A 26132-nucleotide genomic window follows, 5' to 3' on the forward strand; every position below is an offset into this window, starting at 1 on the left:
TCAGTGCAGGCTGACGGTGCGCAGGTCGTCTTCGGCGGCCTTGTAGAAGGTGCTGGAGCGGTTGTCGGTGAGCAGGATCGGCGTGCCGTCTGCGCCGAACAGCGCCCAGAGGTCGAGGCTCGGGTCGATTTCCGGGGCTTCCGGGAAGACGCGCGACACCTCGTCGGCTTTCATCTTCCTGATATAGCCGACCTCGCCCGCGCCCAGATGCGCAAGATCTGCCTTCGATACGGTGGGAGTTGCGATTTTCAGGCCCATTTTTGCCTCCATGGCAATGCCGGACGTGCCGGCCACCGGACGCTGATGGCCACCATGGCCCATCGGTCGTTCGGCGATCAGGTTTGCGCGAAACGGTCCGGCGGATGTTCCCGCAGGAACGGCTCATGCCCTAGTCTGGTACGGAAATGTTAATTTTCTTTACCATGCGCACGGGCTCGGGGCGCACGAGGTCCACCGAGAGGAGGCCGTTCTTCAGTTCCGCACCCGAAACGCGCATGCCGTCGGCAAGCACGAAGGTGCGCTGGAACTGGCGCGCGGCGATGCCGCGGTAAAGATAGTCCCGCTCGCTGCTCTCGCTCTGGCGGCCGCGGATGACGAGCTGGTTTTCCTCCGTCGTCACCTCGAGCTCCTCCTCGGAGAAGCCGGCGACGGCAAGCGTGATGCGCAGGCGCTCGGGCGTGCCCGTTTCGCCGTCCTGCCGCAGCCGCTCGATATTGTAGGGCGGATAGCCGTCATTTCCCTTGGCGATGCGCTCAAGGGTCTTTTCCATGGCGTCGAAACCCAGCAGCAGCGGGCTCGTGAAAGGTGTCATGCGTGTCATCGTCCAGTCCTTGGCTCTCAAGCGACCTTGGCGGGACCCGGTCTCGGCATCCCGACGGCTGCAATATGGTGATTGCGGCCCTGTGACGCAAGACGCTTGCGAAAGGCGATCCGGCAAATATAGTCGCCGCTTCGCCTGCGGAGCGTCGGCGGGAATCAGCAGAGACAAGGAACGGAAACGGCATGTCTGAGCCACGCAAGATCATCATCGACACGGATCCCGGCCAGGACGATGCCGCCGCGATCATGCTGGCCCTCGGCAGCCCCGAGCTCGACATTCTCGGCATCACCACCGTCGCCGGCAACGTGCCGCTTTCGCGCACCTCCACCAATGCCCGCATCATCCTGGAATTCTGCTCCCGGCCCGACATCAAGGTCTTCGCCGGCGCCGACCGGCCGATCGCCCGCCCGCTGGTCACCGCCGAGCACGTCCACGGCAAGACGGGCCTCGACGGCCCGGACCTGCACGAGCCGCAAATGCCGCTGCAGGCCCAGCACGCCGTCGATTTCATCATCGAGACGTTGAAGCGCGAACCGTCCGGCACGGTGACGCTCTGCACGCTCGGCCCGCTCACCAATATCGCCACTGCGCTCGAAAAGGCGCCCGAGATCGCCGGCCGCGTGCGCGAGCTGGTCATGATGGGCGGCGGCTTCTTCGAGGGCGGCAACATCACGCCGGCCGCCGAGTTCAACATCTATGTCGACCCGGAGGCGGCCGCCGCCGTCTTCAGGTCGGGCATCCCCATCGTCATGATGCCGCTCGACGTCACCCACAAGGTGTTGACGCTGAAGAGCCGTGTCGAGACGCTGCGGGAGATCGGCAACCGCCCGGCGCTCGCGCTCGTCGCGATGCTCGAATTCTTCGAGCGCTTCGACGTGGAGAAATACGGCTCTGACGGCGGCCCGCTGCACGATCCGACGGTCATCGCCTATCTCCTGAAGCCCGGGCTTTTCGGCAGCCGCGACTGCAATGTCGAGATCGAGACGGCATCGCCGCTGACCGCTGGCATGACGGTCGTCGACTGGTGGCAGGTGACAGGCCGCAGGCACAATGCACGCGTCATGAGGGATGTCGACGCCGACGGCTTCTTCGCCCTGCTCACCGAGCGGGTCGCCCGCCTGTGATGCGCGGCCCCCGCAACGCCGCACCGGGTGCCGAGGCCCGTTTCCACAAGGAGATGCTGGGGCTTTACGAGCGCTTTTCCGACCTCGGCTTCCGTCCGGTCCTGCTGCGCCGCTTCGTGTTGCTGAACGGCGGCGTGGCGGCGGCGAGGGAACTCGTCTTCAAGCCCGGCACGACCGGCCTCGAACGCCTTCTCGATGCCGGCAAGCCGGAGCTTTCCATGGAGGCGCTGATGCTGCACCCGGAATACCGGGGGCTCTTCTCCGAGCTGGAGCTGAAGGAGGCGACGCAGCGCCTGGCAAGCGCCACCCGTTCGCGCTCCCGCGGCCGCCTCCAGGCCCAGCCCACCGACCGCAAGTAGCGCCATCTATCCGCCTCAAAACGAAAGGGCCGGCGTTGCCGCCGGCCCTTTCCGTGTGTGTTGCCGGGTCTCAGAATTCTTCCCAGTCGTCCTGTGCCAGCGCCGTGTTGCCGGCGGCCTGCGGCACGGTGCGGGCCTTGGCGCGCGGTGCCTGGTAGGCGGCGCGCTGCGGCTGCGGGCGTGTCGACTGTACCGGCTGGGCGGCGGCGACGCTGGCCGTGCCGGCGCGGAAGCGGGCGACGAGCGACTTCAGCATCTGCGCCTCGTCGTTCAGCGCCATCGAGGCGGCGGTGGTTTCCTCCACCATCGCGGCGTTCTGCTGCGTCACCTGGTCCATCTGGTTGACGGCCGCGTTGATCTCCTTGAGGCCGACGGCCTGCTCGGAAGCCGAGGACGAGATCTGGCGGATGAGGCCGTTGATCTGGATGACCTGCTCGGCGATGTTCTCCAGCGCCCCGCCGGCCTTGCCGACGAGATCGACGCCCTCGCGGACCTGCACCTCTGACGTGTTGATCAGCGTCTTGATCTCCTTGGCGGCGTTGGCCGAGCGCTGGGCGAGCTCGCGCACTTCCTGTGCGACGACGGCAAAGCCCTTGCCGGCTTCCCCGGCACGCGCCGCCTCGACGCCGGCATTCAGCGCGAGAAGGTTCGTCTGGAAGGCGATGTCGTCGATCACGCCGATGATGTTGGAGATTTCACGCGAAGAGGTCTCGATGCCCCGCATGGCGTCGATCGCCTTCTGCACCACTTCGCCGGACTTGCTGGCGTCGTTGCTGGCGGTGTCGACGGACTTGGCGGCGACGCGGGCATTTTCCGCGCTGGAATTGACCTGCGAGGTGAGCTCGTCGAGTGCCGCTGCGGTCTCTTCCAGGCTTGCCGCCTGCTGCTCGGTGCGGTGCGAGAGATCGGCCGCGCCCTTGGAGATTTCGCTCGTGCCGCCGCCGATATTGCCGACCGAGGCGTTCACCGTCTGGATGGTCTCCTCGAGGCTGGCGATGGCCGAGTTGAAATCGGCCTTGAGCTTGCCGTACTCGCCGGGGAAATCGCCGGAGAGACGGAAGGTCAGGTTGCCGGCGGAGAGCTGGTCGAGGCCGTCGGCGAGGCGCGCGACGATGTCGCGCTGGAGCGCGCCCGATTCGGCCCGCTCGGCTTCCGAGCGGCTGCGCTCGGCCTCGGTGAGCTGGCGCTGGTTGTCGGCTTCGGCTTCGAGGCGCCGCGTGTCGGCGAGCTGGTGGCGGAAGCCTTCGAGGGCCTTGGCGACCGAGCCGGTTTCATCCGAACGGTCCTGGCCGGAGATCGGCCGGGTATAGACGCCTTCGCTGAGCGTCGCCACGTCGCGGACGAGGCCGGCAAGCGGCTTCTGCACGAGCAGGCGCACGGCGAAGTAGAGCCCGGCCAGAACGGTGGCAAGGACGATCAGGCCGCCGATGATCATCATGGTGGTCTGCGCGCTGATCGGCGCGCTGATCGCCGCATGCGGGACGTCGACCAGCACGACCCAGGTCGTGTTGATGTCGGGCAGCGCGAAGGGATAGACGACGCGGTCGAAGGTGGAAAGCTCGTCGAAGGTGAGGTTTTCGATATGGCTGGTCTTGCCGCTGGCGAGCGCGTCCTTGACGGCCTCCATGCCCTGGCCGTCATAATCCTTCATCAGCAGGTCGGCAGTCGGCGCGACGATCCACTTGCCGGTCTGGGAGAGCAGCAGCACGCGGCCTTCGCCGAAGGGCTTCACCTGGCTGAGCTTGTCGTAGAGCGTCTTCAGCGAGACGTCGATGCCGGTGACGCCGATACGCTTGCCGCCCGACACGACCGGGTAGGCGATGGAGGCCATGGTGAAGTTCTCGCCGGTCGAGGTCTCCGCATAGGGCTGGGTCATCGCGCCCTTGCCGCTGGCCGCGGCCAGCGCATACCACTCGGCCTTGTAGTCGGATTCGAAGGTGGACAGCACGATCGAGCCGTCCTTGCGCTTCGTCCAGTACGGGTTGAACGAGCCGTCCTTGAACGTGCCGGTGGCAAGGTCCTCGGGCATTTCGCGCGACTTGCCGTCGAAGGCGTTCGGTTCTTCCGCAAACCAGCTGCCGAGCGCGAAGCTGTTCTTTTCGGCATTCGCCTTGACGATGTCGACGACGGTCCTGCGGTCGAGATGGCCGCCGGAATGGCCCTGCTCGATCACGCCGGCCATGGAGCGCGCCGCGCTCGCAAGCTGGCCGATGTCGGCGGCGATGTCGGATGCGATGGCCTTGGCTTCCGTATCGGCCTGGGAATAGACGAGATCGGCGACGCGGTTCTGGCTTTGGCTGATGAGAACGGCATTGGAGACGAACATCACCAGGGCGATCGTGCCGCCGGTGACCGCAATAAGCTTCGTCGCAAGCGACTTGGCCTGGAACTTGAACATGAAAATCCTCACGATGGGAGACGTCCGCGGCGGATGGCCGCGAAGGGGCACATTCGTTTTGCGGGGGGCTCCATCATGGAGGGCGGGGCGCGCGACCAGCGCCAGAGACGGGGCGGACCTCGTTCATCAAGGCCGATGTCTGAGGATTTCAGTAACCGGTAAGATATTAATAAATAGCCATGCTTCCCCGCCCCGGGATGGTTCGGCTGCCTGATTTTTCAGGCGCCGCGCGGCGAATGCGACGCCTGGTTTGCGGTCTGCCCGCCCACACTGACGCGGCGGTTGTATCCGCCGTCAGACAGCGGCGTCCACGGCGGGGGCGAAGGGGATGGAGGGCTGGGCGCCGGGCTTGAGGCAGGCAAGCGAGCCGGCCACGGCCGCCCGTCGAAGGGCATCCTTGAAGGCAAGGCCGGCGTCGAGCGAGGCGGCGAGATAGCCGCAGAACGTGTCGCCCGCCCCGACCGTGTCGACCGGCTCGATCTTGAGGCCCGCGGCGCGGAAGATCTCGTTCTTGCGAATGGCGACGACGCCGTCGGCGCCGAGCGTCACGATGATCGTCTGGCCGCTTCCGGCATGGAGCTTCTGCATGGTCGCCTTGCGTTCCTCGTCGGAAAGCTCGCCCTTGCCGACGAAGAGGTCGAACTCGTTCTCGTTGGCGACGAGGATGTCGGCCATCGCGCCGAGCCGTCCGGCGGCCGCGCTGAAGGGTGCGATGTTGACGATCGAGATGACGCCCTTTTGCCTGGCGGCGACGAGCGCGGCCTCGATGGCGGCGCTCGGGATCTCGAATTGCAGCATCAGGTAGTCGCCGCGCGACATGGCGCCGACCGCGCGCCGGGCATCCTCCTCCGCGACCGTGCCGTTGGCGCCGGGCACGACGACGATGACGTTCTCCCCGTCGTTCTCGGCAACGAGGATATGGGCTGTGCCGGTCGCTTCCGCCGCCGAGCGCACGGCATTGAGGTCGACGGCGGCGTCGGCGAGGAGGGCGAGCGCCTGGCTGCCCAGCCGGTCGTCGCCGACGGCGCCGGCCATGCGCACCATGGCGCCGGCCCGGCGGGCGGCGAGCGCCTGGTTGGCGCCCTTGCCGCCGGCGGCGGTGGTGAAGCTGGTGCCCATCACCGTCTCGCCCGGCTTCGGCAGGCGTTCAGGCGTGGCGATGAGGTCCATGTTGATGGAGCCGAGGACGGTGATCATGAGAGCTGCCCCTTGTCGTTTCGCCCGGACACTGCCCGAGGCGGTCAGTCCTCGTCAACCACCCTCAGCCGCAACTGGCCCGTCCGGCTCTCCGCCACCGCCTCCCGCGCGTGCGAAAGCTCCGAAACGGTCTCGAATTCGAGCTCGCCGATGCGCGCGCCACGGCGCGCAAGCTTCTCCGTGGACGTCAGAATCAGGTCCACGTCCTTCTGCGCGGCGGTGAAATGGCCATGCAGCTTGCGCACCCGGTCGTCGAGCCGCGTCAAATCGTCCATCAGCCGCGCGACCTCGCCCTGGATGACATGCGCCTGCTCGCGCATCCGCTGGTCCTTGAGGAGCGATTGCAGCACCTGCACCGAAAGCATCAGCAGCGATGGCGAGACGATGACGATGCGGGCGCGATGCGCGCGCTGCACGACGGGCTCGAAATTCTCGTGGATACTGGCGAAGATCGATTCAGAGGGGACGAAGAGGAAGGCGGTGTCCTGCGTCTCCCCGGCAAGGAGGTACTTTTCCGAGATGTCCCGGATATGCACCTCCATGTCGCGGCGGAACTGCTGGGCGGCGATCTTCGCGGCCTCTGGCGAGCGCCCGTCCGCCATGGCGTTCCACGCCTCCAGCGGGAACTTCGCGTCGACGACGAGCGGCGGCTGGCCGTTCGGCATGCGTATGGTGCAATCGGGGCGCACGCCGTTGGAAAGCTGCGCCTGGAACTGGTAGGCGCCGGGCGGCATGGCGTCGGCGATGATCGTCTCCATGCGTGACTGGCCGAAGGCGCCGCGCGTCTGCTTGTTGGAGAGAATGGCCTGGAGCCCGACCACGTCCTTCGCCAGCGACTGGATGTTCGTCTGGGCATTGTCGATCACCGCCAGCCGCTCCTGCAGGCGGCGGAGATTCTCGTGCGTTGCCCTGGTCTGCTCGGAGATCGACTGGCCGAGCCGCTGCGTCAGCCCGTCGAGCCGGCTGTTGATCGCCTGGTTCGTCTCGGCCTGCTTGCTGCCGAACACCTCCGCCATGGCGGCGACGCGCCCCTGCATCTCGGTCTGCGCCTTCAGGAGCTCGGAAAAGCGCACCTCCGCCATCGCCGCCGCCTCCCGCTGGCGAGCCTGGCTGCGGCGCGCGGAAAGGAGCCCGAAGGCCGCCAGCAGCACGGCCGCAAGCAGCACCAGAGCCGGGCCGGGGCCGCCGAGCCGGTGGAGGGAGGAGGAGACGAGCGCGTCGAATGCGGGATCGATCATGCCGCGACCATAGCACGGATTGCGGCGGAAACCAGATCATAACGTGAACAAATCGCCGGAGCGGCCGGTGAAGTCGATTGAAAGCGCAAAAAAACCGCGCTAAGGGAGGCGCATGACCATCAAGCCGCTGATTATCCTTCCCGATCCGATCCTCCGCCAGGTTTCCAGGCCCATCGAAACCGTCGACGGCGAGGTGAAGAGGCTCGCCGACGACATGCTGGAGACCATGTACGATGCCCCCGGCATCGGCCTTGCCGCCATCCAGATCGGCGTCGCCCGCCGCATGCTCGTGCTGGATGTCTCCAAGGACGGCGAGGACAAGACGCCGCTCGTCTTCATCAACCCGGAGATCGTCACCGCCTCGGATGCGCGCTCGGTCTATGAAGAGGGCTGCCTGTCGATCCCGGACTATTATGCCGAGGTCGAGCGCCCGGCGTCGATCACCGTCCGGCATCTCGACCGCGAGGGCATGGAGCAGGTGACGGAGGCCGAGGGCCTGCTCGCGACCTGTCTCCAGCACGAGATCGACCACCTCAACGGCGTGCTGTTCATCGACCATATTTCCAAGCTGAAGCGCGAGATGGTGATCCGCAAGTTCACCAAGGCGGCCAAGATGCGCGGCAGCAAGGCGCTCTGAGGCGGCAATAGCCGCCCGCAATCCATTTCACGGGAGGCTGACCGATGGCCCTTCGCATCATCTTCATGGGCACGCCGGATTTCTCCGTCCCGACGCTGGAGGCGCTTGCCGAGGCGGGCCACGAGATCGTCGCGGTCTATTCGCAGCCGCCGCGCCCGGCCGGCCGCCGCGGCCTCGAACTGGTGAAGTCGCCGGTGCACCAGGCCGCCGAGCGGCGTGGCATTCCCGTCTTCACGCCCGTCAATTTCCGCGCGGAAGCCGACCGCGAAGCCTTCCGCGCCCATGCGGCGGATGTGGCGGTGGTGGTCGCCTATGGCCTCCTGCTGCCGGAAGCGATCCTGACCGGCACGCGCCTCGGCTGCTATAACGGCCATGCCTCGCTCCTGCCGCGCTGGCGCGGCGCGGCGCCCATCCAGCGGGCGATCATGGCGGGCGACGACGAGACCGGCATGATGGTGATGAAGATGGACAAGGGCCTCGATACCGGCCCCGCCGCGCTCACCCGCCGCGTGGCCATAAGCGAGAACATGACGGCCGGCGCGCTGCACGATGCCTTGATGCAGGTGGGCGGCGCGCTGATGGCCGAGGCCATGGGCCGGCTGGAGGCCGGCGACCTGCCGCTGACGCCGCAGGCGGAAGAAGGCGTGCTCTACGCCGCCAAGATCGACAAGGCAGAGACCCGCATCGACTTCTCGAAGCCTGCAAGCGACGTGCACAACCATATCCGCGGCCTCTCACCCTTCCCCGGCGCCTGGTTCGAGCTGCAAATCGGCGGAAAACCGGAGCGCGTGAAGGTGCTGGCGAGCGAGCGGGCGGGCGACGGCGTGTCGAAGCCCGCCGGGACGGTGGTCGACGACCGGCTGACCATTGCCTGCGGGAAGGGCGCGGTGCGCCTCGTGCGGTTGCAGAAGGCAGGCGGCAAGCCGCTGGATGCGGCGGATTTCCTGCGCGGCACGCCGGTTTCGGCCGGCGAGGTGCTGGGCTGATGCCGCGCTACCGGCTTCGCATCGAATATGACGGCACGCCCTATGTCGGCTGGCAGCGGCAGGAGAACGGTCCTTCCGTACAGGGCGCCGTCGAGGCGGCAATCCTGTCGCTGACGGGCGAGACGGTCTCGATCCGCGGCGCGGGCCGCACGGATTCCGGCGTCCATGCCATGGGGCAGGTCGCCCATGCCGATCTTTCTCGGCAATGGAAGGAGCACACGCTGAGGAACGCCCTCAACGCGCATCTCGGCATGGCCGGCGAGCACGTCGCGATCCTCGATGCGGCCGAAGTGCCGGACGATTTCGACGCCCGCTTCTCCGCGAAGAAGCGGCATTATCTCTACCGCATCATCTCGCGCCGCGCGCCCTTGGCGCTGGAGGCGAACCGGGCTTGGTTCGTCGCCAGGGAGCTGGATCACGAGGTGATGCACGCCGCGGGCCAGGTGCTGGTCGGCAGGCACGACTTCACCACCTTCCGCGCCGCCCAGTGCCAGGCGAACAGCCCCGTGCGCACCATCGACAGGCTGGAGGTGACGCGCAGCGGCGAGCTGATCGAGATCCGCGTCTCGGCGCAGAGCTTCCTGCACAACCAGATCCGCTCCTTCGCCGGCACGCTGAAGCTGGCGGGCGAGGGCAAGTGGACGGTGGACGACGTGCGCGCCGCGCTGGAAGCGTGCGACCGCAAGGCCTGCGGCCCGGTGGCGCCGCCGGACGGGCTTTACTTCATGGCGGTGGATTACTGAGCCATCTAGAGCAATTCCAGCAAAAGTGTGCAGCGGTTTTGCGTCCGGAATTGCGTAGAAACAAAAGGATAGAGCGTTTTCGCGATTCGAAGAAAAGCGGAAATGCCCTAGCCGGGCAGCATGCCGAGGATGCGCTGCAATTCCTGCCCGACGATCATCGGCGGCAGAACGTAGATCGCGGTGATCGCCGCCGCCAGCAGGTTCTGCTTGCCGACGCACATCCAGACGAGGCGGAATTGCAGCACGACGCTCGCGCCGAATACGGCGTAGAGCAGCAGGCCGGCAAAGGGCGCGCTCTGCGGCAGGACGAGCGACAGCGCGAAGGGCAGCGCCGCCGCATAGGCGAAGGGCACGGAAATCCAGTTGCTCGCCGTCACCACGGTCGCAAGAAACCTGCCGTAGCCGAGCAGGCGGGCCAGCGCGACGAGCAGCACGAGCGGCAGCAGCCAGCCGATGATGTCGATCACCAGCAACCTGATGACGAAGCCGGCGCCGGCCGGCGTGCCCGCCGGCATGCCGGCGAGATAGTAGAGCCGCCACGAGGCCCAGATGACGGCGAAGGCCGGCAGGCACCAGGCGAAGGCCCAGAAGGAGCGGACGAGCCCGCGCAGGGTCAGGTCCAGCCAGCCGAACCCCTCCTGCTTCTGCTTCAGCAGCAGGTAGATGCCGCTCAGATAGTGGAGGACCTCGTCAAGACCGGGCATCGCCGAACCAGCGCGCGATGAAGGTCTCGTAGATCACGGTCAGCGTCTCGAGATCGGCTACCGCCACCCGCTCGTCCACCATATGCATGGTCTGGCCGACGAGGCCGAATTCCACGACCGGGCAATAGTCCTTGATGAAGCGCGCATCGGAGGTGCCGCCCGTCGTCGAGAGCTTCGGCGCACGGCCGGTCACGGCCTCGACGGCGCCCGACAGCGAGGCGATGAGCTGGTTGTTGCGCGTCAGGAAGACATGGCTCGGCCGCTCGGCCCATTGGATGTCGTAGCGCACGGGCGCGCGGCCGGGCCGGAGCTTCTCGTCCCGCGCGGCGGCGTCGAGCCGGCGCACGATCTCGGCCATCACGGTCTCGGCGGTCCAGGCGTCGTTGAAGCGGATGTTGAAGCTGGCGCTCGCCTCGGCCGGCACGACGTTGGTGGCGCGGTTGCCGACGTCGATTGTCGTCACTTCGAGGTTCGACGGCTGGAAATTCTCCGTGCCGGCGTCGAAGGGCGGGTGCATCAGCGCGTCGGTGAGCGCGATCACGCCGCGCACCGCATTGTCGGCAAGGTGCGGATAGGCGGCGTGGCCCTGCACGCCACGCACGGTGAGCGTGCCGGAAACGGAACCGCGCCGGCCGATCTTGATCATGTCGCCGAGCTGGTCCGGATTGGTCGGCTCGCCGACGAGGCAGGCATCCCAGCGCTCGCCGCGTTCGGCCGCCCATTGCAGCAGCTTGACCGTGCCGTTGACGGCCGGGCCTTCCTCGTCGCCGGTGATGAGGAAGGAGACGGAGCCCTTCGGCGGGCCGTTCTTCTCGATGTGGCGCGCGACGGCGGCGACGAAGCAGGCGATGCCGCCCTTCATGTCGACGGCGCCGCGGCCGAACATCTCGCCGCCGGAAATCTCCGCGCCGAACGGGTTATGCGTCCAGGCGGCCGCATCGCCGACCGGCACCACGTCCGTATGGCCGGCGAACATCAGGTGCGGGCCCTCGGTGCCGATGCGGGCATAGAGGTTCTCGATATCGGGCATGCCGGGCTCGCTGGCGACCATGCGCTCCACCGTGAAGCCGAGCGGCTCCAGCATGGCGGCAAGCGCCGTCAGCGCGCCGCCTTCGGCCGGCGTCACGGAAGGGCAGCGGATGAGGGTCGCGAGGTTTTCGATCGGGTCGGCGGAGGTCATGGGCATGCGTCACGGCACCTGAAAGGGAGAGAATCGAGGTGTAGCCGATCGTTCGGGGCCTGTCACGCGCGGCCGATGCGCGCGCTCAATCCTTCGGCCGGTCGGGCAGGCGGCCGTAGTCGTTCGGGCCGGGCGTGCCGGGCCAGACGAGGAAGACGAAGAGCGCGAGGAAGGAGATGGCGGGAATGAACAGGCAGACGATCAGCGGCAGCGGCAGGTTCATGTCGTGCAGCCGCTTGATCGTCAGCATGATCGAGGAGACCGTCGAGACGATGGCGACGATGAAGAAGGCGAAGGCCCAGAACAGGAAGGCCGGGTCTTCCTTCGGCACGACGACGATGCGGGTAAGCGCCGCCGAGAGCAGCATCAGCCAGAAGGCCCAGCCGAGCGCGAAGGGCACGCGGCTGAGGCGGCCGGACCAGCCGAAGAAGAGCCAGGCAAGGGTCGGTCCCCGCTCTTGCCCGGCCGCCATGGATCAGTCCCTGAGGAGTTCGTTGATGCCGGTCTTCGAGCGGGTCTGTGCGTCGACGCGCTTGACGATGACGGCGCAGTAGAGGCTCGGGGCCACAACGCCGTTCGGCATGGTCTTGTCGGAGGGCATGGAGCCGGCGACGACGACCGAATAGGGCGGCACTTCGCCATAGGTCACCTCGCCCGTCGCGCGGTCGACGATCTTGGTCGACTTGCCGATGAAGACGCCCATGCCGAGCACGGAGCCCTCGCGCACGATGCAGCCTTCGACGACTTCCGAGCGAGCGCCGATGAAGCAATTGTCCTCGATGATCGTCGGGCCGGCCTGCATGGGCTCCAGCACGCCGCCGATGCCGACGCCGCCCGAGAGGTGCACATGCTTGCCGATCTGCGCGCAGGAGCCGACCGTCGCCCAGGTATCGACCATCGTGCCCTCGCCGACATAGGCGCCGAGATTGACGAAGGAGGGCATCAGGATGGCGTTCGGCGCGATATAGGCCGAGCGGCGCACCACGCAGTTCGGCACGGCGCGGAACCCGGCCTTCTCGAACTCGTTGACGCTCCAGCCGTCGAACTTTGAGGGCACCTTGTCCCACCACGACGAATCCCCGGGGCCGCCCTTGACGATCTCCATCGGGTTGAGGCGGAAGGAGAGCAGCACGGCCTTCTTGAGCCACTGGTTCACCGTCCAGTTGCCGTCCTCGCCGCGCTCGGCGACGCGCACCTTGCCGCTGTCGAGCAGGTTCAGCGAGGCCTCGACCGCATCGCGCACTTCGCCGCGCGTTGAGGTGTTGACGCCGTCGCGTTCCTCGAAGGCGCGCTCGATGGTTGCGGAAAGAGTGGCGAGGTCGTGCGTGCTCATCGGAATTCCTTAAACTTCGACGCTTATTTTCGATTGTCGGGATGCCGGAAGGTCGATTTCATCAATCAGCAAGATGCTCTAGAGCAAGTGCCGGGAAAGATGAAGCCCCTTTCCGGCAGATACTGTCGCACGGGCGAACGGGTAATCCCGTGAGATGTGAAAGCAGGAAAACGAGATGGCAAGATTGAAGAAGAAGAGCCTGCGCCGGAAGGACGGCGTCTGGGATCCGTTGGCAGACAGCGCGCAGGACAAGCACCGCGCCGCCGTGGTGCCGCAGACGCCGCAATCGGCAAATCCCGCCTACCGGCTCGCCTATGTCGACGACGACTTCCTCTGCCGCGAGGAATTGCGCCCGGTGCGCCTGCAGCTCGAATTGCTGAAGGTCGAGATGATGCTCGCCGAGCGCGGCATCAAGTCGACCGTCGTCATGTTCGGCGGCGCGCGCATTCCCGCCCCCGGCCAGGAAGCCTGGGCGGCGCGCAACGAGACGCAGCGCGTCAATCTGGAAGCGGCCTCGGTCTATTACGAGGAAGCCCGCAAATTCGCCCGCATGTGCTCGCAAAGGTCGGCCGAGCTCGGGTTCAAGGAATATGTCGTCGTCACCGGCGGCGGGCCGGGCGTCATGGAGGCGGGCAACCGCGGGGCGACCGATGTCGGCGCGCCCTCGATCGGCCTCAACATCGTGCTGCCGCACGAGCAGGCGCCGAACGCCTATGTCACGCCGGAGCTCAGCTTCAACTTCCACTATTTCGCGGTCCGCAAGATGCACTTCCTGCTGCGCGCCAAGGCCGTGACGGTCTTCCCCGGCGGCTTCGGCACGATGGACGAACTGTTCGAGACGGTGACGCTGATGCAGACCGGCCGCATGGCGCTGGTGCCGCTGATCCTGTTCGGCAGGGAATTCTGGCACAAGATCATCGATTTCGAAGCGCTCGCCGCCTTCGGCACGATCGCGCCCGGCGACATCGAGCTGATGCAGTTCGTCGAGACGGCGGACGAGGCCTGGGACATCATCGTGAAGTTCTACGAGAAGCTGGAAGCCGAGCAGGCGGCCGCCGCGCACGGCTGAGGGGCCTTTCATAAAAGACGCCCCGGCCTCGCCGGGGCGTCAGCTTGTCGACAAACCTTGCTCCATCCACTGCCGTCATCCTCGGCCTTGTGCCGAGAATCTGCCAGCGCATTGAAAATGGAGACGTCGCAGATGCTCGGGACAGGCCCGGGCATGACGAAAGAGAGGTTGTCGCACTTTATCAGTAGTCTGGACGCCCCGGCGAGGCCGGGGCGTTGCGGTCGGATGTGCTTGCCGAAATTGCCTATTTTTTGTGGCGCCTGCCCATCTCGTCCAAGGTGATGAAACCATCGCCGTTGCGGTCGCGCTGCTTGAACATCGCGGTCGCGGCGGCCTGCATCTCCGCCTTGGTCAGCGTGCCGTTCTTGTCGGCGTCGGCGCGTTCGAACATGCGGGCGCCCATGCGGTCCATGTGTGCGTCGCGAAGCGCCGCCCGGGCGGCGTCCCTCGCTTCGCCCTCGCTCGCCTTGACCTCGCGGAAGGCCTTGCGGGCGTCGCGGAAGGCTTCGCGCCTGGCGTCGACCTCTGCCTTCGTCACCTCGCCGTTCTTGTCGGCATCGAAGCGCTCGAACATCCGCGTGGCGCTCGCCAGCATCTCGTCCTGCGAAATCTTGCCGTCCTTGTTCGTGTCGAGCCGGTTCAGCATGCGCTCGGCGCGCTTTTCGCCGCCCTTGCCATGATGCCACTTGCCCTTGCCCGGACGGGCGTCGGCGGTATCGAGCACGCCGTCCTTGTTGCTGTCGCGCCGCTCGAAGATCTTCTCCGCCGCGGCGAGCACCTCGGCCTCGGAGAGCGTGCCGTTCTTGTCGCTGTCGGCCTGCTCGAACATCCTGCCGGCGCCCGGCAGCATGTAGGGGCCGCCTGCCCGCAGCGTCTCGCGGGCCTTGTCCTTGTCCGCCTTGCCCGCCTCGCGAACGGCCTTGCGGGCATCCTTGAAGGCTTCGTGGCGCGCCTTGATCTCGTCTTTCGTCACCTGGCCGTTGCCGTCGGCGTCGAAGGCCTTGAAGGCGGTGGAGACATTCGCCTTGAATTCGGTGAGCGAGACCTTGCCGTCCTTGTCGGCGTCGAGGCGCTCGATCATCGCGGCATGGCGGTGATGATGCTTGCCTTCGCCCTTGGCGGCGAAGGCGGGGGCGGCTGCGCCCGAGAAAACGAGGGCGGCGGCGACGGCGCCGAGAAGAAGTTCCTTTTTGGCCATGGTCGTTCCTTTCATCCATCCTTGTCCCTTGGGGGCAGGATAGGGGGAACGCCGGCGGGCGCCAGTTACAAATTGGTAATTCAACCTTTTGACCGGAAAAGGCTTTTTCCGTGTCCGCAATGGGGCTCCCGCGCCGGCTAGAGAAGCGCGTTGAGGAAGGCCGTCAGGTCGGAGGTCGCATAGTCGATATGCCGGTCTTCCTGCGTGCGCTTTTCCCAGGCGTCGACGAATTCGTGGCTGGCGTCGCGCGGGGTGAGCAGCACGGTCTTCATGCCGAGCGTCTTCGGCACGACGAGGTTGCGTGGCAGGTCCTCGAACATCACCGCATGCGTGGTGTCCACCCGGTGCAGCGCCATGAACTTGTCATAGGTCGCGCCCGCCGGCTTCGGCACGTATTCCGCGGCCACGATGTCGAAGACGTCGTCGAAGTGATGGAAGATGCCGAGCGCCCTGGCGGCCATCTCGGCATGTTTCACGCTGCCGTTGGTGAAGATGAACTTGCGGCCCGGCAACGCCTGGATCGCCTCGCCGAGCGGCAGGTCGGGCGACAGCACGTCGTAATTGATGGCATGCGCCTTCTCCAGGAAGTCGGAGGGGTCGATGCCGTGGTGGATCATCAGCCCCTTCAGCGTGGTGCCGTGATCGAAATAGTATTGCTTCTGGAGCGCGCGCGCGTCCTCGCGCGACAGGCCGAGCAGCGCCGAGACATAAGCCGTCATGTTCTTGTCGATCTGCGCGAAGAGATCGACATGGTGCGGATAGAGCGTGTTGTCGAGGTCGAAGACCCAGTCACGCACATGGGAAAAATCGGCTTTGTTCGGAAGATCGCTCATGGCCGTCTTATGGCATGGCGCATGGCAGAGGGAAACGGATTTTTCCGTGCGGGAACGATGGATTCGGCAGGGCCGCCATGCTAGCGGGCCGGCATGGAACTCTGGATCCCCATCACCATCGCCGCCGCCTTCCTGCAGAACCTGCGCTCGGCGCTGCAGAAGCACCTGCAGGGCTCGCTCGGCACGCGCGGGGCGAGCTTCGTGCGCTTCGGCTACGGCTTCCCGCTGGCGATCCTCTATGTGACGATCCTCCACTGGGCCTTCGGCCTCGCCTTCCCGGCGCTGAACGGCACCTTCGCCTTCTGGGCGGTGATCGGCGGCCTGGCGCAGATCGTCGCGACCATGCTGCTCGTCTACCTCTTCTCGCTGAGGAACTTCGCCGTCGGCACGGCCTATTCCAAGACGGAGCCGGTGCAGGCGGCGATCTTCGGCTTCATGCTGCTCGGCGAGCGCATCACCTTCGGCGCGGTCGTCGCCATCATCGTCGGCGTCGTCGGGGTGATGCTGATCTCGCTCGCCCGCGCACCGCTCTCCTGGCGCAACACCTTCGCGGCGCTGACCAGCCGGACCGCCCTCATCGGCATTGCCTCCGGCGCCGTCTTCGGCGTGTCGGCCGTCGCCTATCGCAGCGCCTCGCTCTCGCTCGACGGGCCGGGGCCGATCATGAACGCGGCCGTCACGCTCGCCTGCGTCACGACGTTCCAGACCGCCTTCATGCTGGTCTGGATGGGCTGGAAGGACAAGCGGGAGATCGTCGACGTGCTGAAGAGCTGGCGCTCCTCGTCGCTGGTCGGCATTGCCGGCGTGCTCGGCTCGGCCTGCTGGTTCACGGCGATGAGCCTCCAGCAGGTCGCCTATGTGCGCGCGCTCGGCCAGATCGAGCTCGTCTTCACCTTCATGGCCTCGTATTTCCTCTTCCACGAGCGGGTGAACCGCGCGGAAGTGGCCGGGTGCCTGCTGATCGTCTGCGGCATCCTCGGCCTTCTCTTCCTGTGATCGTCAGGGCACGAGAAGCGTGCCCGCGCCGTGCTCGGTGAAGAGTTCGAGCAGCACCGAATGGGCGGTCTTGCCGTTGAGGATGACGACGCCCTGCACGCCCGCCTTGATGGCCTCGATGCAGGTCTCGACCTTGGGGATCATGCCGCCGGAGATCGTGCCGTCCTTGATGAGCGCGCGCGCCTCGGCGACGGAAAGCTCCTTGATGAGCTGGCCGTTGCTGTCGAGCACGCCCGGCACGTCCGTGAGGAAGAGCAGGCGCGTCGCGTTCAGCGCGCCGGCGATGGCGCCGGCGAAGGTATCGGCATTGATGTTGTAGGTATGGCCGTCGCGGCCGGGGGCGACCGGGGCGATGACCGGGATCATCTCGGATTTCGCAAGCAGGTCGATCAGCGTGCGGTCGACCTCCACCACTTCGCCGACGAAGCCGAGGTCGAGGATGCGCTCGATATTGCTGTCCGGGTCGACGACGGTCTTTTTGGCCTTCTCGGCGAAGACCATGTTGCCGTCCTTGCCGCACAGGCCGATCGCCCATTCGCCGGTCTGGTTGATGAGCGCGACGATCTCCTTGTTGATCGAGCCGGCCAGCACCATCTCGACGATCTCGACCGTCTTCTGGTCGGTGACGCGCAGGCCCCCCTCGAACTTCGATTCGATGCCCATCTTCGTCAGCATCGCGCCGATCTGCGGCCCGCCGCCGTGCACGACGATGGGATTGACGCCGGACTGCTTGAGGAGCGCGATGTCGCTGGCGAACGCCTTGCCGAGCTCCGGATTGCCCATGGCATGGCCGCCGTATTTCACGACGATGGTCTTGTTCTCGTAGCGCTGCATGTAGGGCAGGGCCTGGGCAAGAAGACGGGCTTGGGTTTCGCTTTCGGTCAGGGACATGGCGGCCTCGTGGGAATGGGTGGGGGCCTGTTTAACGCATGTTTTGCGACGATGGAATGATCCCCTTGGCCGGTGGCGCAAAAAGCCGAGGGGGAATATGATGCGCCGCGCGCCGGCCATATAGGCAAAGGCGCACCGTCGTTCCTATATGTAAGGAGAGGCAAGGTCCTCGCGGCAGTCGTTTCAACCAAGAGAGCATGAGCCGATGACGGCGTTCGACCGAGAGATGAGGAAACCGTGCTGCGACGAGGTGATCGCGGGCGAATACGTGCTCGGGATGCTCTCCGCCGACGAGTGCCGAAAGGTCGAGGCGCGGCTGCGGCGGGACGGCCAGTTCGCGGCCATGGTAGGCCGCTGGCAGGAAAACCTCGCCACCTCCGATGACGATGCGGCGCTGCACCCGCCGCCCGGCATGCGCGCGCCCATCGGGCAGGACCTTCTCGTCGACACGCCGTGCGACGCCGTCTTTTCCGGCAGGGTCTCCGGCGGTTGCTGGCATTCGCTGACGCTCTGGCGCGCCTTCGCCTTCGCCTCCTTCGCCGTTGCCGCCGGCCTTGCGCTTTCGCTGAGCGCGCTTCTTGCGCCGCGCCCCGTCAGCGGTGGCCGTCTGGTCGCCGACCTTTCCGGCGGGAATGCCGCGGTCGGCCTCCTCGCCCGCTATGACGATGCGAGCGGGGCCTTGGAGGTCACGCCCGTCGCCGCTGGCGGGAAGAAGGCCGGATCGCTGGAATTCTGGCTGTCGGAGACGGGCATGCCACCCGTTTCGCTCGGCATCCTGCCGCAGACGGGCGAGGGCCGCTTCGCCGTGCCGCCGGACGTGCGCGGCCGGCTTGCCGAGGGCGCAACCATTTCCGTCAGCCTCGAACCGTCAGGCGGCTCGCCAACCGGCGGCATGACCGGCCCGGTGCTCGCCACCGGCGCCGCCCGTTTCGACTGAGCGGCCCTAGCGGTCGATGGCCCCGAGGATCGCGGCGCGCAGTTCGTCGAGACCGCGGCCCTTTTCCGATGACGTGGCAAGCACCTCCGGATAGGCGGCGGGGTGCTTGGAGATTTTCTCCAGCGTTTCGCCGATGAGCCGCGGTACGCCGGCATCCTTGATCTTGTCTGTCTTCGTCAGCACGACCTGATAGGAGACCGCCGCCTTGTCGAGCAGCGCGAAGACCTCGTCGTCGTTCTTCTTGACGCCGTGGCGGCTGTCGATCAGCACATAGACGCGCTTCAGCGTCGAGCGCCCGCGCAGGTAATCGAAGACGAGCTTCGTCCAGGCGTCGACCTGCTCCTTCGGCGCCTGGGCATAGCCGTAGCCGGGCATGTCGACCAGCGCCATCGGCGGCAGGTCGTCCTCGGCGCCGGAAAAGCCGTCCGGCACGAAATAGTTGAGCTCCTGCGTGCGGCCGGGCGTGTTGGAGGTGCGCGCCAGCCCCTTGTGGCCGACGAGCGCGTTGATCAGCGACGACTTCCCCACATTGGAGCGGCCGGCAAAGGCGATCTCCGGCGGTCCCTCGGGCGGCAGGAATTTCATGGCCGGCACGCCGCGGATGAAGATCCACGGGCTGCCGAACAGCGGCTTGTCGCGCGGTGGCGTCGTCTCGGTCATTGCTTGCGCCTTCTCTGTCGGGCTTCCGGATTCCGGGTTTTGGCCGCGAAAGTCAAGCGCGCCGCGGCTACGGGGAATGGGGCAAAAGAAAAACCCCGGCACGAGGCCGGGGTTCTGCCTGCCGCCTGACGGGCCGTCAGGATGGCTTGGTTTTGTTGCCGAACAGGCCCTTCAGATTGTCGAACAGCTCGATCTTCACGCCGTGGCGCTTCATGATGATCGCCTGCTGGATGATCGACAGCGTGTTGTTCCAGGCCCAGTAGATGACGAGGCCGGCCGGGAAGGTCGCCAGCATGAAGGTGAAGATCAGCGGCATCCAGGTGAAGATCATCGCCTGGGTCGGGTCCGGCGGCGTCGGGTTCATGCGCATCTGCAGGAACATGGTGATGCCCATGATGATCGGCCACACGCCGATGAGCAGCATGTGCGGCACCTCGAAGGGCAGCAGACCGAACAGGTTGAAGAGCGACGTCGGGTCGGGCGCCGACAGGTCGCGGATCCAGCCGAAGAAGGGCGCGTGGCGCATCTCGATAGTGACGTAGATCACCTTGTAGAGCGCGAAGAAGACCGGCACCTGGAGAAGGATCGGCCAGCAGCCCGCCAGCGGATTGATCTTCTCCTCCTTGTAGAGCTGCATCATGGCCTGCTGCAGCGCCATGCGGTCGTCGCCGTGCTTGGCCTTCAGTTCCTCCATCTTCGGCTGCATCTTCTTCATGTTCGCCATGGAGGCGTACTGCTTGCTGGCAAGCGGGAAGAAGAGACCCTTGACGACGATCGTGGTGAGCAGGATCGCGATGCCGAAATTGCCGAAATAGCGGAAGAAGAAGTCCATGAGCTGGAACATCGGCTTGGTGAAGAACCAGAACCAGCCCCAGTCGATCATCAGGTCGAAGCGCGGGATCGAATAGGACGTCTTGTACTGGTCGATGATCGGCACTTCCTTGGCGCCGCCGAAGAAGAGGTTCTTGACCTCGATCGACTGGCCGGGCGCGATGGTGATGTCGTCCTGGCGGTAGTCGGCCTGGTAGCGCGGGCGGCCGTCCTGGAAATAGGAGAAGCGCGTCTCGTAGGGCGTCGCCTGCGGCGGCACGAGCGCGGTCGCCCAGTACTTGTCGGTGATGCCGAGCCAGCCGCCGGTCGCCTTGCCGGGCGCGACGGTGGTGTCCTTCTCGGTGTCCTTGTACTTCACTTCGTGCAGGCCGAGATCGCCGAGCACGCCGATGAAGCCCTCATGCAGCACGTAGACCGACGGGGTGGTCGGCTTGAAGAAGCGCGTCGTGCGACCGTAGGGCGAAACCGCGATGGCTGCGTCCGTGCGGTTCTCGATGTTGTCGCTCACGGTGAACATGTAGTGTTCGTCAACCGAGATCGTGCGGGTGAAGGTGACGCCCTCGTCGTTGGTGAACGACAGCTTGACCGGGCTCGCCTGCGTCAGCTTGCCGGCGCCGTCCTGCGTCCAGACGGTCTGCGGGCCGGGCATCTGGCCGGTCGCCTCGCTGCCGACATAGCCGATCTCGGCGAAGTAGCCATGCTCGGTCTCGGCCGGGCTGAGCAGCGTGATGATCGGGCTCGTCTTGTCGACGGTCTCGTGGAATTCCTTGAGCTTCAGGTCGTCGAAGCGGGCGCCCGTCAGGTTGATGGAGCCGGAGAGGGCGGGCGTGTCGATCTCGACGCGGGCGGACTTGGCAAGGGCCTCGTCACGCGTTTCGGTCGTGGTCGCGCCGGCCGCAGCGCCCGGCAGCGCGCCGTTCGTCCCGGTCGCGGCCGGCGTGGTGCCACCCGCGGCGGTGGTCGTCGTCTGCTCCGTCTGCGCGGGCTGCTGCGCTTCCAGCGCGACACGGTCCTTCTCGAGCTTGGGGTTCACGTAGAGGAACTGCCACGCGACGAGGATCAGCACGGACAGCGCGATCGCCACGAAATAATTGCGGTTGTTTTCCATCATTCTTTCCCGGGAGCAGCAGGGCGCTGCTGCTGCTTCTGTTTCCTGCCTGTCGCGATCCTGTCCTTGAGACCGGCTGCAAGCGTTTCGAAGGACGCGCCGAGCACATCCCGCCTGGCGACAACCACATAGTCGTGTCCGGGCTCCATTGCAAACCCGGCCGATAGCCGCACCGCCTCTTTGAGGCGCCGGCGCATGCGATTGCGCTCCACGGCATTGCCGTGCTTCTTGGTAACGGTGAAACCGACGCGGGGCGGCTCGTCCGGCATCTGCCGGTCGCGCACTTCGAGAAGGAACAGCGGTCCCTTGCGCCTCTCGCCCTCGCGCACAAAAAGAAACTGCGGACGGCTTTTCAGCCGTCCGACAGCAGATTGTCTAACAGTCTTGGTCATTGCCCGTCGCCTCTGTTCGGGCAGGCACGGCCTTAGGCCGAGAGACGGGCGCGGCCGCGGGCGCGGCGTGCGGACAGGACCTTGCGGCCGCCCTTCGTAGCCATGCGGGCGCGGAAGCCGTGACGACGCTTGCGGACAAGCTTGGAGGGTTGGTAGGTACGCTTCGACATTTATTTAATACCGCGGTGTGCGGCCCTTCTTGGGTTTGCGTTACGCAAGGAGCGTTGAAAGTCCGGCACGGCCCGGCCCTCGCGGGAAGGCAGCATTCCAGACGTGCGCGGCTTATAAGGGCAAAGACGGTGGAAAGTCAATCGCGCGCCGCGCAAGACGCGCCGCCGTCATAATCGTTAACGGGCTTGCAGCCGGCGATTGCATCGCGGCGGCATCGCGGAATGTCCTCCTGCCGTAACGTCAGGCCTGCGCGCTGATTTTCCCGGGATTTTTCAAGCCTGCGCCGCCCGTTGCAGCGCACGAGCCTCCGGCAACCGCATCAAAATCTAATTAACTTTTAGCAATTACCGTCTCTGCCAATGGCGAGATGGATCATGCCGTCTTGTCGACCTGCTGTCTGTTCCGGGAGTGAGATGTGAAGATACGCGGCAAGATTTACCTCATCGTGGGCGTGATGGGCCTCATCTCCGTCCTCATCGGCGGCATTGCCGTCCATGTGGTCTCGGAATTCAGCGACAAGCTGAAACAGTACGAGAACGCCGCCGACCGCGCCTTCCTCGGCGAGCACCTGAACCGCCAGGTCACCGCCGTCGTGATGGAAGCCCGCGGCATCTACGCCGCCAAGGACGCGGAAGGCGCAGGCAAGTTCGCCCAGGGCATCGCCAAGGAACTCGACGGCATCGACAAGACGCTGAACGAGTGGCGTCCGCTGGTTCCCGAAGAGCAGAAGGCCGCCTTCGACGCGGTCGTCGCGCGTGCCGCCGAGTTCCGCACCTTCCGCACGGAAACGGCGCGCCTCGGCACCGAGGGGGCGATCGTCGCCGCCAACACGCAGGGCAACAACGAGGGCAACCGCGCCAACCGCAAGGCCTTCCAGCAGGAAATCGACGCCGTCGTCGAGACGGACAACCAGAACCTTGCCGCCATCAAGGACGACATCTCCGCCTTCGAGACGCTGATGCTGACCCTGGTGCTCGGCACCGTCGGCGCCGGCCTCGTGCTCGGCGGCGGCATCGCGTTCTACATCGCGACCAACGAGCTCAGCCGTCCGATCCAGAACGTCACCGAGACGATGAAGCGCCTTGCCGGCGGCGACCTCGACACCGAGGTGCCCTATGCCGCGCGCAAGGACGAGATCGGCGAAATGGCCGGTGCCGTCGCGGTCTTCCGCCAGAACGCCATCACGGTGCGCGACCTCAATGCCCAGGAGCAGATCCTGCGCGAGAAAAGCGCCGATCTCCAGTCCTCCATCGCCACCGTCGTGCATGCCGCCGCGGCGGGCGATTTCAGCTCGCGCATCGCCAAGGACTACCAGAACGACGACCTCAACCGCTTCGCCCACAGCGTCAACGAGCTCGTCGCCGGCGTGGAGGAGGGCATCGCCGAAACCCGCCGCGTCATCGGCGCGCTGGCCGAAGGCGACCTCACGCAGACCATGAACGGCAGCTTCCGCGGCGCCTTCGCCGAGTTGCAGCAGAACGTCAATTCGACGCTCGCCACGCTCCAGCGCACCATGCGCGAGGTGCGCGCCTCCACCGACGCGATCAACGCCAATTCCGGCGAGTTGCGCACGGCTTCCGACGACCTCTCCAAGCGCACCGAGCAGCAGGCCGCCGCGCTGGAGGAGACCTCCGCGGCGCTGGAAGAGATCACCGCCGCCGTCAAGAACTCGACGGAACGCGCCAGCGAGGCCAGCCTCATGGTCGGCGAGGCGACGCAGAGCGCCAAGCAATCCGGCGCCATCGTGCGCAACGCCATCGACGCCATGGGCCGCATCGAGCAGGCCTCCAGCGAGATCAGCCAGATCATTTCGGTCATCGACGAGATCGCCTTCCAGACCAACCTGCTTGCGCTGAATGCCGGCGTCGAGGCCGCCCGTGCGGGCGAGGCCGGCAAGGGCTTCGCCGTCGTCGCGCAGGAGGTGCGCGAGCTCGCCCAGCGCGCCGCAAGCGCCGCCAAGGACATCAAGGGCCTCATCACCAAGTCGGGCAGCGAGGTCTCCGTCGGCGTCAAATACGTGCAGGAGACGGGGACCGCGCTCTCCGACATCGAGACCCGCGTCGTCACCATCAACGATCGCATCCACGCCATCGCCACGGCCGCCCGCGAGCAGGCGACCGGCCTGCAGGAGGTCAGCACCGCCATCAACCAGATGGACCAGGTCACCCAGCACAATGCCGCCATGGTCGAGGAGACCTCGGCCGCCACGCACAAGCTCAAGGGCGAGGCCGACAGCCTTGCCGACCTCGTCGCCCGCTTCCGCACCGGCGACATGGCGGCGGCCCGTGTGGCGCCCGCGCGCGCCGAGGCCCGCCCGGTCGAATCGCCCGCGCGCCGCATGATCGGCAACGTCGCGCGCGCCTTCGGCGGCAACCGCGCGACGGCGGCCGCAGCCCAGGAGAACTGGGAAGAGTTCTGACAGGCCAGAGGTCATCATAAAAAAGGCGCGGCGGTCGCAGGACCGCCGCGCCTATGTCTTTCCTGTGGCGGCGTTGGAAAAAATGCCGCAATCCTCTATCATTGGCTGTCGGCGTGGCCGACGATATGTCGTCGATCCTGGGTCGCGATCTAGAGCGCCGCCTTGCGGCAGTCCGGGAGTGGAGACATGGTGGAAAGAGACGGGACGCCGCCCCTGACCGAGACGCCGGTGCCGGCGGTCGGTTTCCTGTCCGGCCTTTCCGGAAAGCTCCTCCTGCTCACCGCCGTCTTCGTCATGATCGCCGAGGTGCTGATCTTCGTGCCCTCGGTCGCCAACATGCGGCTGATGTGGCTGCGCGACCGGCTGAACACGGCGGCCGCCGCCAGCGTCGTCATCGAGGGCCTGCCGGACCAGGAGCTGCCGCGCCCCGTGCAGGAGGAGACCCTGCTGGCGACGGGCACCAAGGCGATCGTGCTGAAGAAGCAGGACGCCTCCCGCATGGTCGCCGCGGTCGACATGCCGCCGAGCGTGGACGCGCAATACGATCTTTCCGACGTCTCGCTGCCCGCCGCCATCTATGACGCCTTCGACACGCTGCTCTTCGGCGGCAACCGCGTCATCCGCGTCTACGGCCCGGTCGGCGAGACGACCACGCGCATCGAGCTGCTGCTCGACGAAGGCGCGCTGCGCCGCGCCATGCTGCACTACGCGCGCAACATCTCCATTATCTCCCTGGTCATCTCGCTGGTCACGGCAAGCCCGATCTTCTTCGCACTGAACCGCCTGCTGATCCGCCCGATCCGCCGCATGACCGCGAACATCCGCGATTTTGCCGCCGATCCCGCCAACCCGGCCCGCGTGCTGGAGCCGTCCGGCGGGCGCGACGAGATCGCCGTCGCGGGCGTTCACCTCGCCGCCATGCAGCAGACGCTGCAGCGCACGCTGAAGGAGCAGAAGAACCTCGCCGATCTCGGCCTCGCCGTGTCGAAGATCAACCACGACATGCGCAACATCCTCTCCTCCGCCCAGCTCATGTCGGACCGACTGTCGGATGTCGACGATCCCGTGGTCAAGCGCGTCGCGCCGAAGCTCCTGCGCAGCATCGACAGGGCCGTGGGCTATACGAACGAGGTGCTTTCCTACGGCCGCATGCGCGAGCCGGAGCCGCGCCGCCGCTTCGTCGCGCTCCACCCGCTGGTTCAGGAAGTCTCCGAGGTTCTGGCGCTCGATGCGCGCGGCGACATCGACTTCGTCGTGCAGATCGAACCCGGCCTTCAGGTCGATGCGGATGGCGAGCAGCTCTTCCGCGTCATCCACAATCTCTGCCGCAACGCCGTTGAGGCGCTGGCGCAGGAGGCGGGGCTCAAGCAGCGCGCCGTGCTGGTGACGGGCCTGCGCACGGGCAGCGTCGTGTCCATCGCCATCGAGGACAACGGCCCGGGCATGCCCGCCAAGGCGCGGGAAAACCTCTTCGCCGCCTTCCGCGGCTCCGTGCGCTCCGGCGGCACCGGCCTCGGCCTTGCCATCGCCCGCGAGCTGGTACTCGCCCATGGCGGCACGATCGCGCTCGTGGAAAAGGCGACGCCCGGCACGCTCTTCCGCATCGAGCTGCCGGACCGCCCCGTGCCCCTCGACGCCTTCCGCCACCGAGCCTGATGGCCGGGACTTGCCGCCGGGTCGGGGCGGCTCCATGAAAAAAGTACATTATTTCTCCGAAAGACGCTTGCAATGCGCCCGGCTACCCTTTAGAGAACCGCCTCGCAGCAGGGCACAACGACCCGCCACTGCCAGCGCACCCGTAGCTCAGCTGGATAGAGCACCAGACTACGAATCTGGGGGTCAGGAGTTCGAATCTCTTCGGGTGCGCCATTCTTCCCCTCTCGTGATTTCCCGCGTCATGCCGTGGCC

General features: G+C 66.3%; 26 protein-coding genes and 1 tRNA gene. 11 read left to right on the forward strand and 16 right to left on the reverse strand.

The window, feature by feature from the left end; all coding sequences use genetic code 11:
- Window positions 1–258, reverse strand: coding sequence for a DUF1150 family protein (locus L0976_RS20455; protein ID WP_203317337.1), 258 nt, complete (start codon window positions 256–258; stop codon window positions 1–3).
- 130 nt (window positions 259–388) lie between these two features.
- Window positions 389–820, reverse strand: a complete 432-nt coding sequence (locus tag L0976_RS20460; RefSeq protein WP_203317338.1) for an Hsp20 family protein — start codon at window positions 818–820, stop codon at window positions 389–391.
- 182 nt (window positions 821–1002) lie between these two features.
- Between L0976_RS20460 and L0976_RS20465 the strand changes: the two genes are divergently transcribed.
- The gene (locus tag L0976_RS20465) at window positions 1003–1944 is read left to right on the forward strand and encodes a nucleoside hydrolase (protein ID WP_234189089.1); all 942 of its coding nucleotides are present in this window, start codon (window positions 1003–1005) and stop codon (window positions 1942–1944) included.
- The gene (locus L0976_RS20470) at window positions 1944–2303 is read left to right on the forward strand and encodes a hypothetical protein (protein ID WP_234189090.1); all 360 of its coding nucleotides are present in this window, start codon (window positions 1944–1946) and stop codon (window positions 2301–2303) included. The genes L0976_RS20465 and L0976_RS20470 overlap by 1 nt, the downstream gene beginning before the upstream one ends.
- Window positions 2304–2373: 70 nt before the next feature.
- Here the strand turns inward: L0976_RS20470 and L0976_RS20475 are convergent, their stop codons facing one another.
- From L0976_RS20475 to L0976_RS20485, 3 genes are all read right to left on the reverse strand, one after another.
- Window positions 2374–4701 carry a methyl-accepting chemotaxis protein gene (locus tag L0976_RS20475; protein ID WP_234189091.1) on the reverse strand — a complete coding sequence of 776 codons (2328 nt, stop codon included), beginning with the start codon at window positions 4699–4701 and terminating at the stop codon, window positions 2374–2376.
- A gap of 294 nt (window positions 4702–4995) precedes the next feature.
- The gene (locus L0976_RS20480; RefSeq protein WP_234189092.1) at window positions 4996–5898 is read right to left on the reverse strand and encodes a ribokinase; all 903 of its coding nucleotides are present in this window, start codon (window positions 5896–5898) and stop codon (window positions 4996–4998) included.
- 44 nt (window positions 5899–5942) lie between these two features.
- Window positions 5943–7136: a DNA recombination protein RmuC gene (locus L0976_RS20485; protein ID WP_234189093.1), complete on the reverse strand. Its 1194-nt coding sequence runs from the start codon at window positions 7134–7136 to the stop codon at window positions 5943–5945.
- A gap of 112 nt (window positions 7137–7248) precedes the next feature.
- On the opposite strand from L0976_RS20485, the gene def reads away from it, so the two are divergent.
- Genes def through truA form a run of 3 tightly spaced genes read left to right on the forward strand, consistent with a single transcriptional unit; the run spans window position 7249 to window position 9502 of the window.
- Entirely contained in the window at window positions 7249–7773 is a 525-nt protein-coding gene (gene def / locus L0976_RS20490) for a peptide deformylase (protein WP_234189094.1), read from the forward strand.
- A 44-nt stretch (window positions 7774–7817) separates the two neighbouring features.
- Entirely contained in the window at window positions 7818–8759 is a 942-nt protein-coding gene (gene fmt, locus L0976_RS20495) for a methionyl-tRNA formyltransferase (protein WP_234189095.1), read from the forward strand.
- Window positions 8759–9502, forward strand: a complete 744-nt coding sequence (truA, locus tag L0976_RS20500) for a tRNA pseudouridine(38-40) synthase TruA (protein ID WP_234189096.1) — start codon at window positions 8759–8761, stop codon at window positions 9500–9502. Before fmt ends, truA begins: the two co-directional genes overlap by 1 nt.
- A gap of 107 nt (window positions 9503–9609) precedes the next feature.
- On the opposite strand, the gene L0976_RS20505 is transcribed toward truA, so the two are convergent.
- From L0976_RS20505 to dapD, 4 genes are all read right to left on the reverse strand, one after another.
- Window positions 9610–10206, reverse strand: coding sequence for a hypothetical protein (locus L0976_RS20505; RefSeq protein ID WP_234189097.1), 597 nt, complete (start codon window positions 10204–10206; stop codon window positions 9610–9612).
- Window positions 10193–11386, reverse strand: coding sequence for a succinyl-diaminopimelate desuccinylase (gene dapE / locus L0976_RS20510; RefSeq protein WP_234189139.1), 1194 nt, complete (start codon window positions 11384–11386; stop codon window positions 10193–10195). Before dapE ends, L0976_RS20505 begins: the two co-directional genes overlap by 14 nt.
- 85 nt (window positions 11387–11471) lie before the next feature.
- The gene (locus L0976_RS20515) at window positions 11472–11858 is read right to left on the reverse strand and encodes a DUF805 domain-containing protein (RefSeq protein WP_234189098.1); all 387 of its coding nucleotides are present in this window, start codon (window positions 11856–11858) and stop codon (window positions 11472–11474) included.
- 3 nt (window positions 11859–11861) lie between these two features.
- Window positions 11862–12719, reverse strand: a complete 858-nt coding sequence (gene dapD / locus L0976_RS20520; protein WP_234189099.1) for a 2,3,4,5-tetrahydropyridine-2,6-dicarboxylate N-succinyltransferase — start codon at window positions 12717–12719, stop codon at window positions 11862–11864.
- A 175-nt stretch (window positions 12720–12894) separates the two neighbouring features.
- Between dapD and L0976_RS20525 the strand changes: the two genes are divergently transcribed.
- Window positions 12895–13788, forward strand: coding sequence for an LOG family protein (locus L0976_RS20525; RefSeq protein ID WP_234189100.1), 894 nt, complete (start codon window positions 12895–12897; stop codon window positions 13786–13788).
- A 244-nt stretch (window positions 13789–14032) separates the two neighbouring features.
- Here the strand turns inward: L0976_RS20525 and L0976_RS20530 are convergent, their stop codons facing one another.
- Together L0976_RS20530 and L0976_RS20535 are read right to left on the reverse strand one after the other, a co-directional pair.
- Complete coding sequence (locus L0976_RS20530; RefSeq protein WP_234189101.1) at window positions 14033–14986, reverse strand: EF-hand domain-containing protein; 954 nt, start codon at window positions 14984–14986, stop codon at window positions 14033–14035.
- 137 nt (window positions 14987–15123) lie between these two features.
- Window positions 15124–15819 carry a pyrimidine 5'-nucleotidase gene (locus L0976_RS20535; RefSeq protein ID WP_203317352.1) on the reverse strand — a complete coding sequence of 232 codons (696 nt, stop codon included), beginning with the start codon at window positions 15817–15819 and terminating at the stop codon, window positions 15124–15126.
- Between the two features lie 93 nt (window positions 15820–15912).
- On the opposite strand from L0976_RS20535, the gene L0976_RS20540 reads away from it, so the two are divergent.
- Entirely contained in the window at window positions 15913–16815 is a 903-nt protein-coding gene (locus L0976_RS20540; protein ID WP_234189102.1) for an EamA family transporter, read from the forward strand.
- Between the two features lie 3 nt (window positions 16816–16818).
- Here L0976_RS20540 and argB read toward each other — a convergent pair whose 3' ends face one another.
- Window positions 16819–17706 carry an acetylglutamate kinase gene (gene argB, locus L0976_RS20545; protein ID WP_203317354.1) on the reverse strand — a complete coding sequence of 296 codons (888 nt, stop codon included), beginning with the start codon at window positions 17704–17706 and terminating at the stop codon, window positions 16819–16821.
- A gap of 205 nt (window positions 17707–17911) precedes the next feature.
- On the opposite strand from argB, the gene L0976_RS20550 reads away from it, so the two are divergent.
- Complete coding sequence (locus L0976_RS20550) at window positions 17912–18643, forward strand: anti-sigma factor domain-containing protein (RefSeq protein WP_234189103.1); 732 nt, start codon at window positions 17912–17914, stop codon at window positions 18641–18643.
- Window positions 18644–18649: 6 nt separating this feature from the next.
- Here the strand turns inward: L0976_RS20550 and yihA are convergent, their stop codons facing one another.
- The 4 genes from yihA to rpmH all read right to left on the reverse strand — a co-directional run bounded on the left by yihA (window position 18650) and on the right by rpmH (window position 21804).
- Entirely contained in the window at window positions 18650–19303 is a 654-nt protein-coding gene (yihA, locus tag L0976_RS20555) for a ribosome biogenesis GTP-binding protein YihA/YsxC (RefSeq protein WP_234189104.1), read from the reverse strand.
- Between the two features lie 136 nt (window positions 19304–19439).
- Window positions 19440–21245: a membrane protein insertase YidC gene (gene yidC, locus L0976_RS20560; protein WP_234189105.1), complete on the reverse strand. Its 1806-nt coding sequence runs from the start codon at window positions 21243–21245 to the stop codon at window positions 19440–19442.
- Complete coding sequence (rnpA, locus tag L0976_RS20565; protein WP_203317358.1) at window positions 21242–21634, reverse strand: ribonuclease P protein component; 393 nt, start codon at window positions 21632–21634, stop codon at window positions 21242–21244. The genes yidC and rnpA overlap by 4 nt, the downstream gene beginning before the upstream one ends.
- A gap of 32 nt (window positions 21635–21666) precedes the next feature.
- Complete coding sequence (gene rpmH, locus L0976_RS20570; RefSeq protein ID WP_037405882.1) at window positions 21667–21804, reverse strand: 50S ribosomal protein L34; 138 nt, start codon at window positions 21802–21804, stop codon at window positions 21667–21669.
- A 416-nt stretch (window positions 21805–22220) separates the two neighbouring features.
- Here rpmH and L0976_RS20575 point away from each other — a divergent pair, with 416 nt between their 5' ends.
- The 3 genes from L0976_RS20575 (at window position 22221) to L0976_RS20585 (ending at window position 26093) form a co-directional block, all read left to right on the forward strand.
- Window positions 22221–24224: a methyl-accepting chemotaxis protein gene (locus L0976_RS20575; RefSeq protein WP_234189106.1), complete on the forward strand. Its 2004-nt coding sequence runs from the start codon at window positions 22221–22223 to the stop codon at window positions 24222–24224.
- Between the two features lie 186 nt (window positions 24225–24410).
- Window positions 24411–25880 (forward strand): HAMP domain-containing sensor histidine kinase, encoded by a 1470-nt coding sequence (locus tag L0976_RS20580; protein WP_203317360.1) that lies wholly within the window; start codon window positions 24411–24413, stop codon window positions 25878–25880.
- A 136-nt stretch (window positions 25881–26016) separates the two neighbouring features.
- A tRNA-Arg gene (locus L0976_RS20585) sits at window positions 26017–26093 on the forward strand.
- Window positions 26094–26132 lie beyond the last annotated feature (39 nt).

It is taken from the genome of Shinella sp. NM-101 (assembly GCF_021401195.1).
In the GTDB taxonomy this organism is placed as follows: Bacteria; Pseudomonadota; Alphaproteobacteria; order Rhizobiales; family Rhizobiaceae; genus Shinella.

Coding starts and splice junctions, on each gene's coding strand:
- L0976_RS20465 (WP_234189089.1), top strand. CDS start 1,003: ATGTCTGAGCCACGCAAGATCATCATCGACACGGATCCCGGCCAGGAC.
- rnpA (WP_203317358.1), bottom strand. CDS start 21,634: ATGACCAAGACTGTTAGACAATCTGCTGTCGGACGGCTGAAAAGCCGT.
- yidC (WP_234189105.1), bottom strand. CDS start 21,245: ATGATGGAAAACAACCGCAATTATTTCGTGGCGATCGCGCTGTCCGTG.
- L0976_RS20475 (WP_234189091.1), bottom strand. CDS start 4,701: ATGTTCAAGTTCCAGGCCAAGTCGCTTGCGACGAAGCTTATTGCGGTC.
- dapE (WP_234189139.1), bottom strand. CDS start 11,386: ATGACCTCCGCCGACCCGATCGAAAACCTCGCGACCCTCATCCGCTGC.
- yihA (WP_234189104.1), bottom strand. CDS start 19,303: ATGACCGAGACGACGCCACCGCGCGACAAGCCGCTGTTCGGCAGCCCG.
- L0976_RS20535 (WP_203317352.1), bottom strand. CDS start 15,819: ATGAGCGATCTTCCGAACAAAGCCGATTTTTCCCATGTGCGTGACTGG.
- L0976_RS20485 (WP_234189093.1), bottom strand. CDS start 7,136: ATGATCGATCCCGCATTCGACGCGCTCGTCTCCTCCTCCCTCCACCGG.
- L0976_RS20460 (WP_203317338.1), bottom strand. CDS start 820: ATGACACGCATGACACCTTTCACGAGCCCGCTGCTGCTGGGTTTCGAC.
- L0976_RS20525 (WP_234189100.1), top strand. CDS start 12,895: ATGGCAAGATTGAAGAAGAAGAGCCTGCGCCGGAAGGACGGCGTCTGG.
- L0976_RS20540 (WP_234189102.1), top strand. CDS start 15,913: ATGGAACTCTGGATCCCCATCACCATCGCCGCCGCCTTCCTGCAGAAC.
- L0976_RS20470 (WP_234189090.1), top strand. CDS start 1,944: ATGCGCGGCCCCCGCAACGCCGCACCGGGTGCCGAGGCCCGTTTCCAC.
- L0976_RS20480 (WP_234189092.1), bottom strand. CDS start 5,898: ATGATCACCGTCCTCGGCTCCATCAACATGGACCTCATCGCCACGCCT.
- truA (WP_234189096.1), top strand. CDS start 8,759: ATGCCGCGCTACCGGCTTCGCATCGAATATGACGGCACGCCCTATGTC.
- L0976_RS20515 (WP_234189098.1), bottom strand. CDS start 11,858: ATGGCGGCCGGGCAAGAGCGGGGACCGACCCTTGCCTGGCTCTTCTTC.
- argB (WP_203317354.1), bottom strand. CDS start 17,706: ATGTCCCTGACCGAAAGCGAAACCCAAGCCCGTCTTCTTGCCCAGGCC.
- rpmH (WP_037405882.1), bottom strand. CDS start 21,804: ATGTCGAAGCGTACCTACCAACCCTCCAAGCTTGTCCGCAAGCGTCGT.
- fmt (WP_234189095.1), top strand. CDS start 7,818: ATGGCCCTTCGCATCATCTTCATGGGCACGCCGGATTTCTCCGTCCCG.
- dapD (WP_234189099.1), bottom strand. CDS start 12,719: ATGAGCACGCACGACCTCGCCACTCTTTCCGCAACCATCGAGCGCGCC.
- L0976_RS20580 (WP_203317360.1), top strand. CDS start 24,411: ATGGTGGAAAGAGACGGGACGCCGCCCCTGACCGAGACGCCGGTGCCG.
- L0976_RS20455 (WP_203317337.1), bottom strand. CDS start 258: ATGGGCCTGAAAATCGCAACTCCCACCGTATCGAAGGCAGATCTTGCG.
- L0976_RS20505 (WP_234189097.1), bottom strand. CDS start 10,206: ATGCCCGGTCTTGACGAGGTCCTCCACTATCTGAGCGGCATCTACCTG.
- L0976_RS20530 (WP_234189101.1), bottom strand. CDS start 14,986: ATGGCCAAAAAGGAACTTCTTCTCGGCGCCGTCGCCGCCGCCCTCGTT.
- def (WP_234189094.1), top strand. CDS start 7,249: ATGACCATCAAGCCGCTGATTATCCTTCCCGATCCGATCCTCCGCCAG.
- L0976_RS20550 (WP_234189103.1), top strand. CDS start 17,912: ATGACGGCGTTCGACCGAGAGATGAGGAAACCGTGCTGCGACGAGGTG.